This is a genomic window from Pannonibacter sp., from assembly GCF_051860505.1.
Classification (GTDB): Bacteria; Pseudomonadota; Alphaproteobacteria; order Rhizobiales; family Stappiaceae; genus Pannonibacter.
Genome location: NZ_JBHYDX010000006.1, coordinates 32,430 through 48,090, shown reverse-complemented (window position 1 = coordinate 48,090; position 15,661 = coordinate 32,430). Strand labels below are relative to the sequence as shown.

The 15,661-nt window shown below is 64.6% G+C and carries 16 protein-coding genes; 10 read left to right on the top strand and 6 right to left on the bottom strand.

Translation table 11 applies throughout. The features are described from left to right. The first annotated feature begins 28 nt into the window (after positions 1-28). The 5 genes from ACTIFE_RS05875 to ACTIFE_RS05855 all read left to right on the top strand — a co-directional run bounded on the left by ACTIFE_RS05875 (position 29) and on the right by ACTIFE_RS05855 (position 2,940). Positions 29-772 (top strand): TlyA family RNA methyltransferase, encoded by a 744-nt coding sequence (locus ACTIFE_RS05875; RefSeq protein WP_439528230.1) that lies wholly within the window; start codon positions 29-31, stop codon positions 770-772. 50 nt (positions 773-822) lie between these two features. Continuing rightward, entirely contained in the window at positions 823-2,058 is a 1,236-nt protein-coding gene (locus ACTIFE_RS05870) for a class I SAM-dependent RNA methyltransferase (protein WP_439528229.1), read from the top strand. Positions 2,059-2,154: 96 nt separating this feature from the next. After that, on the top strand, positions 2,155-2,406 hold the full coding sequence (locus ACTIFE_RS05865) for a DUF1902 domain-containing protein (protein ID WP_439528228.1): 252 nt from the start codon (positions 2,155-2,157) through the stop codon (positions 2,404-2,406). After that, positions 2,407-2,604 (top strand): type II toxin-antitoxin system HicA family toxin, encoded by a 198-nt coding sequence (locus ACTIFE_RS05860; RefSeq protein ID WP_439528227.1) that lies wholly within the window; start codon positions 2,407-2,409, stop codon positions 2,602-2,604. A gap of 102 nt (positions 2,605-2,706) precedes the next feature. Beyond that, the gene (locus tag ACTIFE_RS05855) at positions 2,707-2,940 is read left to right on the top strand and encodes a colicin immunity domain-containing protein (RefSeq protein WP_439528226.1); all 234 of its coding nucleotides are present in this window, start codon (positions 2,707-2,709) and stop codon (positions 2,938-2,940) included. Between the two features lie 804 nt (positions 2,941-3,744). On the opposite strand, the gene ACTIFE_RS05850 is transcribed toward ACTIFE_RS05855, so the two are convergent. Then, entirely contained in the window at positions 3,745-5,157 is a 1,413-nt protein-coding gene (locus ACTIFE_RS05850; protein WP_439528225.1) for an FAD-binding oxidoreductase, read from the bottom strand. A gap of 191 nt (positions 5,158-5,348) precedes the next feature. Here ACTIFE_RS05850 and fabI point away from each other — a divergent pair, with 191 nt between their 5' ends. Further along, a complete protein-coding gene (fabI, locus tag ACTIFE_RS05845) occupies positions 5,349-6,167 on the top strand; it encodes an enoyl-ACP reductase FabI (RefSeq protein WP_439528224.1) in 819 nt (272 codons plus the stop codon). A 399-nt stretch (positions 6,168-6,566) separates the two neighbouring features. Then, positions 6,567-7,202, top strand: a complete 636-nt coding sequence (locus tag ACTIFE_RS05840; RefSeq protein ID WP_439528223.1) for a histidine phosphatase family protein — start codon at positions 6,567-6,569, stop codon at positions 7,200-7,202. A 32-nt stretch (positions 7,203-7,234) separates the two neighbouring features. Here ACTIFE_RS05840 and ACTIFE_RS05835 read toward each other — a convergent pair whose 3' ends face one another. Then, positions 7,235-7,501, bottom strand: a complete 267-nt coding sequence (locus ACTIFE_RS05835; protein ID WP_439528222.1) for a DUF1344 domain-containing protein — start codon at positions 7,499-7,501, stop codon at positions 7,235-7,237. Positions 7,502-7,742: 241 nt separating this feature from the next. On the opposite strand from ACTIFE_RS05835, the gene ACTIFE_RS05830 reads away from it, so the two are divergent. The 3 genes from ACTIFE_RS05830 (at position 7,743) to ribB (ending at position 11,465) form a co-directional block, all read left to right on the top strand. Beyond that, entirely contained in the window at positions 7,743-8,954 is a 1,212-nt protein-coding gene (locus ACTIFE_RS05830) for a DUF3095 family protein (RefSeq protein WP_439528221.1), read from the top strand. A gap of 39 nt (positions 8,955-8,993) precedes the next feature. Beyond that, a complete protein-coding gene (gene aroC, locus ACTIFE_RS05825; RefSeq protein ID WP_439528220.1) occupies positions 8,994-10,076 on the top strand; it encodes a chorismate synthase in 1,083 nt (360 codons plus the stop codon). A gap of 69 nt (positions 10,077-10,145) precedes the next feature. Continuing rightward, the gene (gene ribB / locus ACTIFE_RS05820) at positions 10,146-11,465 is read left to right on the top strand and encodes a 3,4-dihydroxy-2-butanone-4-phosphate synthase (protein WP_439528219.1); all 1,320 of its coding nucleotides are present in this window, start codon (positions 10,146-10,148) and stop codon (positions 11,463-11,465) included. 344 nt (positions 11,466-11,809) lie between these two features. Here ribB and yghX read toward each other — a convergent pair whose 3' ends face one another. The 4 genes from yghX to ACTIFE_RS05800 all read right to left on the bottom strand — a co-directional run bounded on the left by yghX (position 11,810) and on the right by ACTIFE_RS05800 (position 15,656). Continuing rightward, positions 11,810-12,697, bottom strand: coding sequence for a YghX family hydrolase (gene yghX, locus ACTIFE_RS05815; protein ID WP_439528335.1), 888 nt, complete (start codon positions 12,695-12,697; stop codon positions 11,810-11,812). Positions 12,698-12,711: 14 nt separating this feature from the next. Beyond that, a complete protein-coding gene (locus ACTIFE_RS05810) occupies positions 12,712-13,515 on the bottom strand; it encodes a DUF1194 domain-containing protein (RefSeq protein WP_439528218.1) in 804 nt (267 codons plus the stop codon). A gap of 127 nt (positions 13,516-13,642) precedes the next feature. Continuing rightward, positions 13,643-14,470: a methyltransferase gene (locus ACTIFE_RS05805; RefSeq protein WP_439528217.1), complete on the bottom strand. Its 828-nt coding sequence runs from the start codon at positions 14,468-14,470 to the stop codon at positions 13,643-13,645. Between the two features lie 70 nt (positions 14,471-14,540). Continuing rightward, positions 14,541-15,656, bottom strand: coding sequence for a GNAT family N-acetyltransferase (locus tag ACTIFE_RS05800; RefSeq protein WP_439528216.1), 1,116 nt, complete (start codon positions 15,654-15,656; stop codon positions 14,541-14,543). Positions 15,657-15,661: the final 5 nt, after the last annotated feature.

Below are 15,661 nucleotides of genomic sequence, written 5' to 3'. Positions count from 1 at the left end.
TCTCAATCATTTCAGGCATTTGGATTGCATGGCACAACGTGAAAGGCTGGACCAGCGGCTGGTCGATCTGGGCCTCACCCCCAGCCGGGCGCGGGGCCGCGACGCGGTGCTGCGCGGCACGGTGACCGTGGATGGCCGCACCGCCACCAAGCCCGGCCAACCCGTTGACCTCACAGCCAAAATTGAAATCTCTGACCCCGCTGGCGCCTATGTTTCCCGCGCCGCGCTGAAACTCCTGGCCGCGCTGGATGGCTTTGCGGTCTCGCCTGAGGGCCGCATCTGTCTCGACGTCGGCGCCTCGACCGGCGGCTTTACCCAGGTGCTGCTGGAACGCGGCGCGGCCCAGGTTCATGCCATCGATGTCGGCCACGGGCAGATGCACGAAACGATCTCGAACGACCCGCGCGTCAACCGCCGCGACGGCCTGAATGCCCGTGAGCTGACTTTTCAAGACCTTGAAAACACTGCACCTTCCCTGATCGTCAGCGATGTCAGCTTCATTTCGCTGAAGCTCGCCCTGCCCCCTGCGCTCGACCTTGCCGCGCCCGGTGCCGAAGCGCTTCTGCTGGTCAAGCCGCAGTTCGAGGTGGGCCGCGAAGGCGTTGGCAAGGGCGGACTGGTAGCCCCGGAGCGAGCCGAAGCCTCGGCCGGGGAGCTTCGGGACTGGCTGGACGGCCTCACCGGCTGGCAGGCGCTCGGGCTGCTGCCCTCGCCCGTCACGGGCGGTGACGGCAACCGGGAATTCCTGCTCTACGGCCGCAAAACAAGCTGATTTCCAAGGGAAAGCTTGCGAGCCGCCGTCAAGCGGAGTATCGCACGGCCATGACTGACGCGACCCTCGACATCACCATCACCACCCTCGGACATCTCGGCGACGGCATCGCTGATGGACCGGACGGGACCCTTTATGTCGCCGGCGGCCTGCCGGGCGACCGGCTGCGTGTCACCGTGCACGACAATCGTGCGACAATTCAGGAGATTCTGACGCCCTCTCCTGACCGTCGTCCGACAAATTCCGACCAGCATCACCACTGCGGCGGCTGCAGCCTGCAGTACATGAACGATGCAACCTATCTTGCCTTCAAGCGCGACCAGGTGGTCCGCGCTCTGGCCGAAAGGGGCATCGACACGCCGGTTGAGCCGATCATCGCGATCCGCCCCGGCAGCCGCCGCCGCGCCGTGCTGACCGCGCTCAGGGCCGGGCACAAGGTGCTGCTCGGCTATCACGAGAAGGGCAGCCACCGGCTCGTGGACCTGGTCGAATGCCCCGTTCTGGATCCCGCGATCCTCGCCGCCGTCCCCGGCCTGAAAAAGCTCGCCGAGCCCCTGATCCCGCGTAAGGGCGAACTGCGGCTCACCGTGCTGTCGACTTCAGCCGGGCTGGATGTGGCGATTGACGATCCGGTGACGGGATACGAGAAGAAGCTGATCAGCCTTTCCGCGATGGCATCCGAACTCGGTCTCGCGCGGCTGGCCGTCAAGGGCGAGGTTGTCATCGAAGCGCGGTCGCCGGTGCTGATGATCGGCAAGATCGCCGTCGTGCCGCCGCCGGGCGGCTTCACCCAGGCAAGCGCCGTTGCCGAGGAGGAACTGGCCCGGCTGACGCTGGAAGCCCTCGGCCCGTCAAAAAAGGCCGCCGACCTCTTTGCCGGCATCGGCACTTTCACCTTCCGCATGGCGCCGCTGATGTCGGTGCATGCGGTAGAGGCCGATGCCGCCGCCATTGCCGCCCTCGACAAGGCGAGCCGCGTGCCCTCGGGCCTCAAAAAGCTGACCTTCGAGCGCCGCGACCTGTTCCGCCGGCCGCTGATGGCCGCCGAACTCAATGCCTTCGACGCCGTCGCCTTCGACCCGCCGCGGGCCGGCGCGCAAGCCCAGGCCGAACAGCTTGCGCTCTCCAAGGTCAAGCGCATCGCCGCCATCTCCTGCAACCCGGCGACGCTTGCCCGCGACCTGCGCCTCCTCCTCGACGGCGGCTACAAGCTCACCCGCGTGACCCCGGTCGACCAGTTCCTCTACTCCCCGCATGTGGAAGTGGTGGCAGCGCTGGAGCGGTGAAGCCTGCAGCATCGCCGCGTTTTGAAAAGCAGGCGATGTGCCATATAGTAAGAGCATGGGCGCAGCGTGATAGATCGCGCGACGAGGAGCTTCGCCATGTTGAAACGCACGTTTCGCGTGAAGGCCGTGTGGGACGACGAAGCAAACGTCTTCTACAGCGAAAGTGACATCGAGGGACTGCACATCGAGGCGGCAACCCTCGATGAATTTGAAGAGATCATGATGGACGCAGCCATCGACATGATCATCAGCAATCACATGTCCGCTGCCGACATCGCTTCCCGCTCGTTCAAGGATATTGTTCCTGCAATCATCTGGCAGCGGCCAGATGTGCGAGAAGTTGCCTAGTTGGTCGAGGGCTTCTACCGGCAGGTCTGCACGCTTCTGTCGGCGCTCGGCTTCAACCATGAGAGAAACGCAAAGGGATCGCACGAGGTCTGGCGATCAGCCAAAACCGGCAAGGCCGTCCTCGTGCCAAGAAACCTCAAGAGCCGGCACACGGCCAACGCAATCTTGAAAGACGCCGGTAGCGCGCATCGGGTGTAGTTTGGCCCAACAGGGTCAGCGACGACCGCACCGCGGCATTATTTTCCCGCAGCCAACGGCCAGGAGTCGGGCATCATAAGTGCTCTTGAAAACTACATTCGATTGATAGATCTGTTCGTCGCCGGCGAAATATCAGCATCTAGATTTGAGCTTGCCTACTTAGACCTTTTTAAAAGCGAGACAACTGCATTCCCTCGGACGATCTTTGACATACTCAACGACTTGTTCTGTGACATCGATACATACTGCAGCGATCCAGACACTCGGGATAAAGACGATCTTGATGATGAGGACTTACGTCAGCGCGCAAAAGAAGCATTGTTAAAACTGACTTGATTCAGACCTCTCTGCCTCGCCACTCTCTCCGCGCTGTCCCGGCCTTGAGCCGGGACCTCATCGTTCTGCATGACTGGTGACCGGGCGGAGATGCTGCGGCGTACCTGACAGGTCCCGGCAAAGGGCCGGGACGGCGGGGGTGGGATGGTGGCCGGGTGGGGCGGCTGTTGTGGATGCTTTAGGCGCCGGAGCGCGGGTTTCGCGGCCTGAGGGGTCGGAGCAGAACCGGAAAAACAACGAAGTCTGATGGTTACTGGGCTCCTGCCTGCGCAGGAGCGACGAGGGAGAGGCAAGTGGCTTTTGAACGTGCCACATCCTTTGCCGGTCATCCCCGCATTGTGCGGGGATCCATGCGGGCTGGGGGGATGGTGCACACTTCTGGTCAGCCGGAGCCTGGAGGCTGGATCCCCGCACGAGGCGGGGATGACTGCGGAGGGTGGGGCGAACGCAGGAATGAACTCTTTGGGTTGATGGCTTCCTTGCTTTGGCGAGGACCAAGCCCGAATGATCGCGGAGAATGATGTAGCTTCCTGCCTCGCCATCCTCTCCGCGCTGTCCCGGCCTTGAGCCGGGACCTCATCACCGCATGGGCCGTGACCGGACGGAGAAGGTGCGGCGCCCCTGACAGGTCCCGGCACAGGGCCGGGACGGCGTGGAGAGAGTAGCACCGGAGAAGACAACGAAGTCTGATGGTTACTGGGCTCCTGCCTGCGCAGGAGCGACGAGGGAGTGGCAAGGCGGCTCTTATACCCTGCGACATCCCTCGCCAGTCGTGCGTCTTGACGGCTTCCCTGCTGAAGCCCCTTACAGCACCCGCCCCGGGTTGAGCGTGTTGTTGGGGTCGAAGGCGGATTTGATGCGTTGCATCAGGTCGAGTTCGAGCGGGCTTTTCACCTCGCGCAGCAGGTCGCGCTTCAGGCGGCCGATGCCGTGTTCGGCGGAGATGGAGCCGTTGAACTCGTGCACAATGCCGTGGACGAGGGCGTTCATCTCGTCCCAGCGGGCGATGTAGGCTTCCTTGTCGGCGCCGATCGGCTGGCTGACGTTGAAGTGGATGTTGCCATCGCCGAGATGACCGAAGGGCACCGGGCGGCAGCCGGGGACCATGGCTTCGACGGCGGCAATCGCCTTGGCGAGGAAGGCCGGAATCGAGGCGACGGGCACGGAGACGTCGTGCTTGATCGAGCCGCCCTCGGCGCGCTGAACCTCCGACATGCCGTGGCGGATGTGCCAGAAGTCCTGGGCCTGGGCCATGGACTCGGCAAAGGCCGCATCCTCGACGAGACCCTTCTCGTAGGCTTCGCCCAGGATCGACTCCAGCAGGTCGCGCACCGGGAAGGCCTCGGTGCCCGAAGACAGTTCCATCAGCACATACCAGGGATGGGTGCCGGCGAGCGGATCGCGGGCACCGGGCAGATGGCGGATGCAGAACTCCAGCCCGACGCGCGGCATGATCTCGAAACCGGTGAGAATCGGTCCGGCCTGCGCCTTGGCGGTGGAGAAGAGGTCCAGCGCCGCTTCCGGGCTCGACAGGCCGATGAAGGCGACTTCCAGCTTCTTCGGCTTGGGGAAAAGCTTGAGCGTGGCGGCCGTGATCACCCCCAGAGTGCCCTCCCCGCCGATAAACATGTGTTTCAGATCGTAACCGGTATTGTCCTTGCGAAGGGCCCGGAGACCGTTCCAGATGTCGCCATTGGCCATGACGACTTCGAGGCCGAGGACCAGATCGCGGCTGTTGCCATAGGCCAGAACGGCGGTGCCGCCGGCGTTGGTGGAGAGGTTGCCACCGATCTGGCAGGAGCCTTGCGAGCCCAGCGCCAGCGGGAACAGCCGGTCGACGGCGTCCGCTTCGTTCTGCAGCGTCTCCAGCACCACGCCAGCCTCGACGGTGATGGTGAAGCCCTGCGGATCAACGTTGCGCACGCGGTTCAGCCTTGCCAGCGACAAAACGATTTCCTCCCCGGATTCCTTGGGGATCTGGCCGCCGACAAGGCCCGTGTTGCCACCCTGCGGCACGATCTTGAGGCCGTTTGCGTCGGCATATTTCAGCACCGCGCTCACCTCGGCCGTCGTGCCCGGACGCAGCACCATTGGCGTCACGCCCTGGTAGAGATCACGCCATTCGACGAGAAACGGCGCCTTGTCGGAGGCCGCGGTGAGCACATTCGCGGCACCGATCAGCTCGGCAAAACGGGCAGCGTGGTCGAGTTCAGCCATTCACGTCACTCCTCAAGCGGACGGCCCTCGGACAGGCCAGGCAGGTGTGGGGCCGCTACCATATCGCAAGCCGCCGGTCCAGACTTCGCAGAGCCGCAGGCTGTCGGGGATGACTTGAAGCAGCAAGGGGCCTGTGCCATAGGAGGCCAGCCCGCCGGGCAGACTAAAGGCATACGCATCTGGAGAAAATGATGGCGGACACGCGCGGACTTATGAACGGCAAACGCGGCCTGATCATGGGCGTTGCGAACAACCGGTCGATTGCCTGGGGCATCGCCAAGGCCCTTTCCGATGCCGGTGCCGAGCTTGCGCTGACCTATCAGGGCGAGGCGCTGAAGAAGCGCGTCGAACCGCTCGCCGAACAGCTGGGCGCCATCGTTGCCGGCCATTGCGACGTGACGGATGGGGCCAGCATCGACGAGGTGTTTGCCCATCTGGAAAAGACCTGGGGCAAGATCGACTTTCTCGTACACGCCATCGCCTTCTCCGACAAGGACGAGCTGACCGGCCGCTATGTCGACACGACGCCGGGCAACTTTGCCCGCACCATGGACATCTCCTGCTATTCGCTGACCGCTGTCACCCAGCGCGCGGAAAAGCTGATGACTGACGGCGGCTCGATCCTGACGCTGACCTATTACGGCGCCGAGAAGGTCATGCCGCATTACAACGTCATGGGTGTTGCCAAGGCCGCGCTCGAAGCCAGCGTGCAGTATCTTGCCGTTGACCTTGGCCCGAAGAACATCCGCGTCAACGCCATTTCGGCCGGCCCGATCAAGACGCTGGCCGCCTCGGGCATTGGCGACTTCCGCTATATCCTGAAGTGGAACGAGTACAACGCCCCGCTGCGCCGCACGGTGACCATCGAGGAAGTGGGCGATGCCGCCCTGTTCCTGTGCTCGGACCTCAGCCGCGGCGTCACCGGCGAGATCCAGCATGTGGACTGCGGCTACCATGTCGTCGGCATGAAGGCCGTCGACGCGCCGGACATTTCGGTCGTCAAGGACTGAGCCGGACGGCAGCGGAGCAGGCTGCTGCTGTCTAGGTCCGTCATTCCGGACAAGGCGAGCGAACGCGAGCCGCTGATCCGGAATCCAGCATGTCTGTGCGAGCGCAAGCGAGCCCATAGTTTTATCAGCATCCGCACAGTGCTTGATAAATGAGGTCGCGCTTCGCGCGGCTGATATCTGGATCCCGGATCAAGTCCGGGACAGGTGCCAGCTCGGCGCTTCGCTGGCGCTCAGCTGGGCTGGGATGACGTCGAAGAATACTCCCCCGGTCCCTTCCCATGGGCCGGGGTTTCGCATTTGTGAGGGCCGGTTGCCCTGCCGGCATTGACAGGGCTGCGGGCGCTCGGGCACAGGAACGCTGCCCGCCCTTCCCGCTTCCTCCTCACGCTGGATTCGCCCATGTCCACCAGCCTCCCCTCTACTGGCCTCCCCTCTACCGGCCTCCCCGAACGCCTCATCTTTATCCGCCACGGCCAGACCGACTGGAACGCGGAAGGCCGCATGCAGGGGCAGAAGGACATTCCGCTGAATGACACGGGACGCGCCCAGGCCACGCGCAATGGTACGACCCTTGGCGACTATTTGCGGGCGAGCGGACAGGCTGCTGCGGATTTCGACTTTGTCGCCTCGCCGCTTGGCCGCACGCGCGAGACCATGGAGCGGATCCGGGCAGCGATGGATCTCGACCCGTCAGCCTACCGTCTCGAGGAACGGCTCAAGGAAATCACCTTCGGGCGCTGGGAAGGCTTCACCCTGGAGGAGCTGGACCGTACGGATCCGGAGCTTGTGCTTGCCCGCCGGGCCGACAAGTGGGGCTTTGCGCCGCCCGAAGGCGAAAGCTATGCGATGCTGACGACGCGGATTGCCGGCTGGCTGGCCGAGGTTGACGGCCCGACCGTTGCGGTGATCCATGGCGGTGTCATCCGCGTCTTGCGCGGGCTGCTGCAAGGGCTGGAGCCCGCTGCAATTCCGCGCCTCGATGTGCCGCAGGACGTGGTCTATGTCTGGGACAATGGCCGCCTGACGGTGCTGTAGGCGTCAGCCCGTAAGGCCACCGCCGTTGCCGCCTACTGGATCTGCAGGTCGTAGAGCATTTTCCTGTTGCCATCGACGTCATAGAAGACGCGCACGAGCTGGCCTGGCTGCAAGTCATCGACGTAGAAGTCGACCGGAAACTGATAGACCTGACCGTCCGTCAGCGTGATCGTCGCGGTTTCCGGATTGATCTCGGCAATCTTGCCTTCGGCTTCATCTGCCGCAGCTCCCGAGATCTGTACGGCGGCGAGAAAGGTGGCAAGGCCAAGTGCGGCCAGACCCTTGAGAATGGACTTCATGTTCAACTCCGACTGGGCGCCGCAGCTTGCGGCAGCCAGGACTGATGCTTGCCCCATCCGATCGATGTCATGCCGCAGACGTGATCTGAAACACGGACCGGACGACTTTATACGTGCCTATATCGGAACCAAAAGGCGTTTTCACGGCAAGGCGGCGATATCCCGTGGAAGCTGTAGGCGGCCGGCGCCCGGCATGCGAAACTCAAGGTCACGACGTGCCGGACGAAAGGGCTCTCGGCGAATGACGGACGAGGACTTCTATCTGGACCTTCCCGGCTTCGCGGATTTCAGCGGCGTGGCCGATGGTCTGGCCTATGCCGCCGTGCCGAACGGCTGGCTGGTGGCGGCCGCAGACATTGTTCGCTCGACCGAGGCAATTGCGGCAGGGCGCTACAAGGACGTCAACATGATCGGAGTGGCGGTCATTTCCGCCCTGCTCAACCGGCTGGGCCGCGACCGGCTGCCTTTCGTATTTGGCGGAGACGGCGCGATGGTGCTGCTGCCCGCCTCTGGCCGGCATGTCGCGGCCGAGGCACTGGCCGGTGTTGCACGCCTTGCCAGTCAGGCGGCCGGGCTGGAGTTGCGCGTCGCGCTGATCCCTGTCTCTGACCTGAGAGCGGCCGGCGCGGACATCCGCCTGCGCAAGTTCGAGCTGAGCCCGGGCAACTTCCTCGCCATGGTCTCCGGCGACGGGCTGATGCTGGCGGAAGCCTGGCTGAAGGACGGGGCCCGTGCGGCCCGATACCGGATCGAGACTCTCGATCCGCCGCCCCCTGACCTCACCGGCTTTTCCTGCCGCTGGGAACCATTGCGCGCCCGCCATGGCCGCATCGTCTCGCTGATGGCCCGCCCGACAGGGGCAGCCGGCCCGACGGGGCTGACCCGGCTGATGCAGGGCCTCGGCGACTATGTCGGCGTCGATGCCGCCGCGCCCGAACCTGTCGAAGCGCCGGTGCAGGACGAGGTCCTGCGCATGCAGGCTATCCCCGGCACTCTCCTGCCCGAGACGCGGCTGCTGTCCGGCGGCTCCCCGTCCATCTTCACCATCCTGCGCACGCTTGTCGTGGTGGCGCTGGTGCGCCTGTCCCGCTGGAGCGGGCTGGCGATCGGCCCGCTGAAGCCGAGGCGCTACATGCGCGAGATGCAGCTCAACACGGATTTTCGCAAGTTCGACGACACGCTGCGGCTGGTGCTTGACGTTACCACCGCCCAGGCCGAAGCGCTGAAGGCTTTCCTTGCCGAAGAGTACCGGCTGGGACACCTCGTCTACGGCCTCACTGAGGCGGAGGAGGCCTTGATGACCTGCTATGTCTCCGACTTTGCCGCCAGCCAGCATGTGCATTTTGTCGATGGGGCCAACGGCGGACTGGCGCTGGCCGCACGTGACTTCAAGCAGCGGCAGCAGGCGCTGGCGAGCGGCCATTCATTTGACGCTGCCGCCAAACCCGCCTAGAACCGGCCTGCCTTTCCTGTTGTTCCGTCCGGGCTGTCCATGTCGCACAATTCTTTCGGCCATCTGTTCCGTTTCACCACCTGGGGCGAAAGCCACGGCCCGGCCATCGGCTGCGTGGTGGATGGTTGCCCGCCGCTGATCCCGCTGACGGAAGCCGACATCCAGGGCTTCATGGACAAGCGCAAGCCGGGGCAGAACCGCTTTACCACCCAGCGGCAGGAACCGGACCAGGTGAGGATCCTCTCCGGCGTCATGATCGACGAGGACGGGGTGCAGAAGACCACCGGCACGCCGATCTCGCTGTATGTCGAGAACACCGACCAGCGCTCCAAGGACTATTCCGAGATCAAGGCGAGCTATCGCCCCGGTCACGCCGACTACACCTATGACGCCAAGTATGGCATCCGCGACTATCGCGGCGGCGGACGTTCCTCGGCGCGCGAGACCGCGATGCGCGTGGCCGCCGGCGCCGTTGCACGGCTCGTTTTGCCGGGCGTCACCATTCGCGGCGCGCTGGTGCAGATGGGCCCGCACAAGATCGACCGCGCGGCCTGGGACTGGGCGGAAGTCGACAACAACCCCTTCTTCTGCCCGGATGCGAAGATGGCAGCCTTCTACGCCGAATATCTCGACGGCATCCGCAAAGCCGGCTCCTCCGTCGGTGCGGTCATCGAAGTCGTCGCCGAAGGCGTGCCGGCCGGTCTTGGCGCACCGCTCTATGGCAAGCTCGACCAGGACATCGCCAGCGCACTGATGTCGATCAATGCGGTCAAGGCCGTGGAGATCGGCAACGGCTTTGACGCGGCGAGCCTGACCGGCGAGGACAATGCGGACGAGATGCGCGCCGGCGACACTGCCCCGCGGTTTCTCTCCAACAATGCTGGCGGCATCCTGGGGGGCATTTCCTCCGGCCAGCCGATCGTGGCCCGCTTTGCCGTCAAGCCGACCTCGTCGATCCTCAACCTGCGCCAGTCCGTCACGCGCGACGGCGAGGAAGTGGATGTGATGACCAAGGGTCGCCACGACCCTTGCGTCGGCATTCGCGCCGTGCCAGTGGGCGAGGCGATGCTGGCCTGTGTTCTCGCAGACCATTTCCTGCGCCATCGCGGTCAGGTGGGTTGATTTCAGCGAGACTGAAAATCCCGCATCTATTTCCTTGAGACTGAATGCGTCCTGCGCTAGGCTCTGCGCATGAGACTGGATCATTGGCTTGCACAGACCGGGGAAAGCCGCAGCGCCTTTGCGCGCCGCGCAGGGCTTTCACCTGCCTCGGTCACCGCGCTCTGCAACGATCCCGGTGCCTGGGTGTCGCGGGACATGGCCCGCAAGATCGCCGAGGCCACGGGCGGGGCAGTGACGCCAAATGATTTTCTCGGCCTATCCACCACGAAGGAGCATCCCGTGTCCCAGGCCCGTGTAGCCGAAGCGATCCGCGCCTTTGAGCGCGGCGAGATTGTCGTCGTCACCGATGATGACGACCGCGAGAACGAGGGCGACCTGATCGTTGCCGCCACCAAGGTGACGCCGGAGCAGATGGCCTTCATCGTGCGCCACACCTCCGGCATCGTCTGCGCGCCGATGACCGTCGAAGCGGCCAAGCGGCTGCGCCTTGATCCGATGGTGGCCAGCAATGATGCGCCGCTCTCCACCGCCTTCACGATCTCTGTCGACTACCGGCATGGCCTCACCACCGGCATTTCCGCCGATGAACGCTGCGCCACCGTGCGCGGTCTGGCCAATCCGAACGCCGGACCGTCGGATTTTGTCCGTCCCGGGCATATCTTCCCGCTGATCGCCAAGGAAGGCGGCGTGCTGATGCGCTCCGGCCATACGGAAGCCGCCGTGGACCTGTGCCGTCTGGCCGGCCTCGAGCCAGTCGGCGTCATCAGCGAGTTGGTCAATGACGATGGCACGGTCAAGCGTGGTGTTCAGGTGGACGAATTCGCCGCCGAACATGGGCTGAAGATGGTCTCCGTCTCCGACCTGATCGCCTGGCGCCAGCGCACCGAGCGCCTGATCGAGCGCGTCAACGAGCAGCCGGTGCAGACCGTGGCCGGCCCGGCCTATGCCGTCACCTACGCCACGCCCTACGACCCGATGCACCATGTGGCCGTGATCTACGGCGACATTCTCGATGGCCGCAACGTGCCCGTTCGCCTGCAGCTGGAATCGGTGCTGGATGATGTCTTCGGCGCCGCCCAGCCGCTCGACGCGGTGATGAAGAGCTTTGCCGACCGGGGCCGCGGCGTGATCGTGTTCCTGCGCGAGGGTTCTGTGGGGGTTGCCCGCCAGTCCAAGCGCGCCCGCTCCGATCTGGAAGCGGCGGAAACCGAAGAGCATGGTTCGGCGCAGGTGCGCCAGGAGCAGTGGCGTGAAGTGGGCCTCGGCGCACAGATCCTCAAGGATCTCGGCGTCACCTCGATTCGCCTCCTTTCCTCGCGCGAACGGCACTACGTTGGACTGGAAGGCTTTGACATCAAGATCGAGGCGACTGAGATCGCTGAAACCTGAGGCAGGTCGGGGGTGGCGGGTTGCAATACCCCGTCACCTTCGTCGCTCCTGCGAAGGCAGGAGCCCAGTAATCGGGGCGAGAGTTGGTTGGGGAACCTCGGAAAATCCCAAGGAGCGCTGGTGGTTACTGGGCTCCTGCCTGCGCAGGAGCGACGAGGTCAGCGGCCTTGCCTTGCGCTTCAGGACAGCGGCAAGCGGCACGTCGGCCACGTCAACGCGGTTGCCCCACTCCTCGCTCTGCAAGCGAGTGAACCCAGGCTCTCGCGCTGCTCGGCCAGGATGACAAAATCTGAAACCCAAGCAAGCAAGCCCCCCTGCCTGACGGCAGAGGGGCTTTTTTTGCGTTACTTGAGGTGTTCCTGGAAGAAGGCGACGGTGCGCTCTTCAGCGAGTTTTGCGGCGGCCGCGTCGTAGCGCGGCGTGGTGTCATTGTGGAAGCCGTGATTGACGCCCGGATAGATGTAAGCCGTGTAGGTCTTGCCGGCCGCCTTCAGCGCTTCCTCATAGGCCGGCCAGCCGGCGTTGATGCGCTCGTCCAGCTCGGCATATTTGATCAGGAGCGGAGCCTTGATGGCAGCAACGTCTTCCGGTTTCGGCTGGCGGCCATAGAAGGGCACACCGGCGGCCAGTTCCGGATAGGCCACAGCGATGGCATTGACCACGCCACCGCCATAGCAGAAGCCGACCGCACCAACCTTGCCCGTGCTGGCCTCATGCGCCAGCAGGAACTCGAAACCGGCGAAGAAGTCGTTCATCAGCTTGGTGCCGTCCACGGTCTGCTGCAACTCGCGGCCCTTGTCGTCATTGCCGGGATAGCCACCGACCGAGGTCAGCCCGTCCGGCGCAAGCGCCAGGAAACCGGCCTTGGCAAGGCGACGAGCGACGTCCTCGATATAGGGATTGAGGCCACGGTTCTCGTGGATGACCAGCACAGCGGGGAGCTTACCTGTCGCGCCGGCGGGGCGGACCAGATAGCCGTTCACTTGGCCATGGCCATTGGGCGAGGGAAAGGTGATGCGTTCGGCCGTGATGGCGGCGTCATCAGGCGCAACCTGCTGGGCGAGGGCATAATTGGGGGCCAGCTGATCAAGCAGCATCGCGGCTGTCAGGCCAGCGACGGTGAACTTGGCCGCACCTTCCAGGAACTCGCGCTTCGAGATCTTGCCATGGGCATAAAAGTCATAAAGGTCGAGGAGTTCCTGCGGAAAATCCTTGGCCGTCTTGCGCGGCACGGGGGTCATGTCATTCATCGGATCGCTCCCTGTTGCTGGTTCTGGATGACAAGTCCGGCTGCCCGCGCGGGGCCAGTGACCCGCGCCAGACGCCCCGCCGGAACATCGCCGGCGATTTCGAGGATCAGCTTGCGGCGCACAGCCGCGGCGAAGCTCTGGGCATTCTCGGCGCTGACGACGAAGGAGCCCGGCCCGCCGATGATCATCTCGCCGAAGGCAGCTTCGAGATCATAGGACGACGGGCGACCAGAACAGGTGCGGCAGAGGACGGCGAGGCCATTGATGATGATGCCGGCCTTGACCACCTCGTCCCGCGCCACAGTGATCGCCGGACCGCCCCAGTTCCCGGCGCTGTCGGCGGAGAGGTCGATGACGCGGCGCATGCCGGCGAAGGCGTTGGTTTCAAGCTGGGCCTTGCCGTAGAGCAGCGCGGAGCCGATGGCGTTGCGGCCATAGGCCCTGCGCGGGCGGCCTTCGGAGAGGGCGGCGGCAAAGCTGGCGGCACTTTCGGCGCTGTCGATGATGGTCCAGTCGACCACCATGTCCTGCGAGCCGGGCCCGGCCCATTCCGCATAGGCGACCGCGATGCGGCCGATCATATTGCCTGTGATGGCGGAGAGAACGGCAGGGTCGACGATGGCCTCGGCATAGCCCTGGCGCTGGAAACGGATCTCGTCCTCGTCGATCGAGCCGGTGGCATCGGCCAGCAGGATGAGTTCCAGATCCACTTCGGTCTGCGCCAGGGCGGATCGGGGCGCCAGAGCCCCCTGCCCTACCAGCGCGACCAGCATCAGTGTCCATAAAACCAATGACCGCATGCCCGCCCCTCCGGCCTTCACACGCTCACAAGCTACCGCGTTGGCGCCGCAAGGGGAGAGCAAGCTTTGGGCAATGACGCCATTGTGAAGAGGGAGAGGAAGCGTGCCCCCTCCCCCTCTTGAGCTGTCAGGCGCGGCGGGCGAGGACCAGATGGCCGGGGACGGGCTCGCCGTCTTCAAGGCGGACGGTGATCGGGTCCATCGCCAGGATGGCAAAGCCGTTGGCGGCGAGAACCTCGCGGACATAGCCTTCCGCATGGGCGAAGCGCCGCTTCGGGCCAACGATGTAGGGCTGACCGGCCATGGCGTCGTCCGGCAGGGTCTCGGTGGAGAAACCCAGAACGCCGTCGGGGTTGAGGCGGGCGGCGGCGGCGGCGATTGCCGGCTCGAGGCGGCCGAGGTAGGGCATAACGTCGGTGGCGGCGATGAGGTCATAGGTCGGACGGCTGCCGTCCTCGTTTTCGAACTCCTCAAGGAAGGCAACGGCCTCACCGACGTACAGGTCTTCATAGACCTCGCGGTCGAAGGCGATCTCGATGATGCGCTCGGACAGGTCGACGCCGGTGATGGTGTCGCTGATATCGGCGAGCGCTTCGCCGGTCAGACCCGTGCCGCAGCCCAGATCCAGCACAGCGGGGTAAAGCCCTGGCGCATGGGTGCGCAGCTGCTCGCGCAGGAGCAAGGGCACGCAATATTCGAGCTGGTCGACGAGGATGGCTTCGAAGACGTCGGCATGCTGGTCAAACAGGGTGGCGACATAGGCGTCCGGCATGCGTTCCGGCGTTGCCACGGCGCCCATGGCGGCGAGGCGAATGCTGGCACCGCAATGGTCTTCCGGATCCAGTTCGAGCGCCTGACAATAGGCCTCGGCGGCTGCCTTGAGGTCACCGGCCTTTTCCAGTTCCAGGCCCCGGTTGTAGACCTCGGCCAGGGCCTCCTCATCAAATTCGCTCATATCCTGCCTCTCGTGTCTGACGTGAGGCCGCCTCTTACCTGCTATGGCGGCAAAAGGACAGTCCGGCGCGTCAGAAGTCGGCGTGCAGGCGGCTCCAGCTTTCCGAGGCAAGGCCGCCAGCATAGAAACTTCCCTCGCGAATCGCCTGCATCACCGCCTCATGCCGGCTGGCAATACAGAAGAAGCCGCGATGTTTGAGCGTGAGCCAGCGATGGCGTTGCAGCGCCGACAAGAGGAACGGCTGCGCCATGCCGACTGCCAGCGCGAATCCCTCCGCATCAAGGCTCGCAAGCACGGCCTTTACCGTGTTCTTCTCCGCGCCGGAATGGCAGAGGATGTTGAACACCTCGGCCCGCTGCCCCGGCTGGCCACCGAAGACAAACCCGCCAAGGATCGCGCCGCCTGCATCGCGAACCAACCGGAATTGCAAGGGGCCAAGGCGGAGGTTCTGCCGCGCGATATCAACGAGCCAGCTGAACTCCGCCTCGTTCCAGTCCGGGCGAAGGCGAAAACGCGCGAGCATCTGCAAGGCCGGCCGGCGGAACTCTTCCGCTGTCGCGATCTCCACCACATGCCCTTGCGGCATATCCACGCGCAGGGCCGGCTTTGCGCGCCGCAACACATGATCAGCGAGAGACCAGGGCGCAAGCGCCAGAGCGCGGCCAACTGCGGGCAGACTTTGCCGGACTGTCAGCGCAGCCGCCCGCATGGGCCGGAAGACACGGCGCCATTCGAGGCTGTGAATGGGCAAGGTGCAGCCGCCACCCATTTCCCAGTGATCGGCACTTACCGAGGAGGCGCTGTCGGAGAACACAAGGTCCTGGGTCGGCGCGCGAAAGTAGCGTGACAGGCGCGCAGCCCCGACCTGCCCCTCGCGGCCATCGGCCATGAAGGATGACAGGAGCCGCGCGGTCAGGGGCTGGTCCTCAAACTGGAAGCTGAAGGGAATGCTGAGCAGCGCGGAGCGAAGGCCCGTGCAGGGATGGTCATAGACCATGCTGCCGGTCTCGGCCGAGTAACCGGGTGCGGTGAAGCAGAGGCGGTCAAGATAAGGCACCAGGTCCGGGTGCGGCGCGGGTGCGCCGGGACGGAAGACACGCGTGAACAGCGTGGCCACCGCTTCGCTGTCATCCGGCCGCATAGGCCGGACCAGCCGACTGGCCACCCCTGTTCCGGTCTTGCTCATCCCTG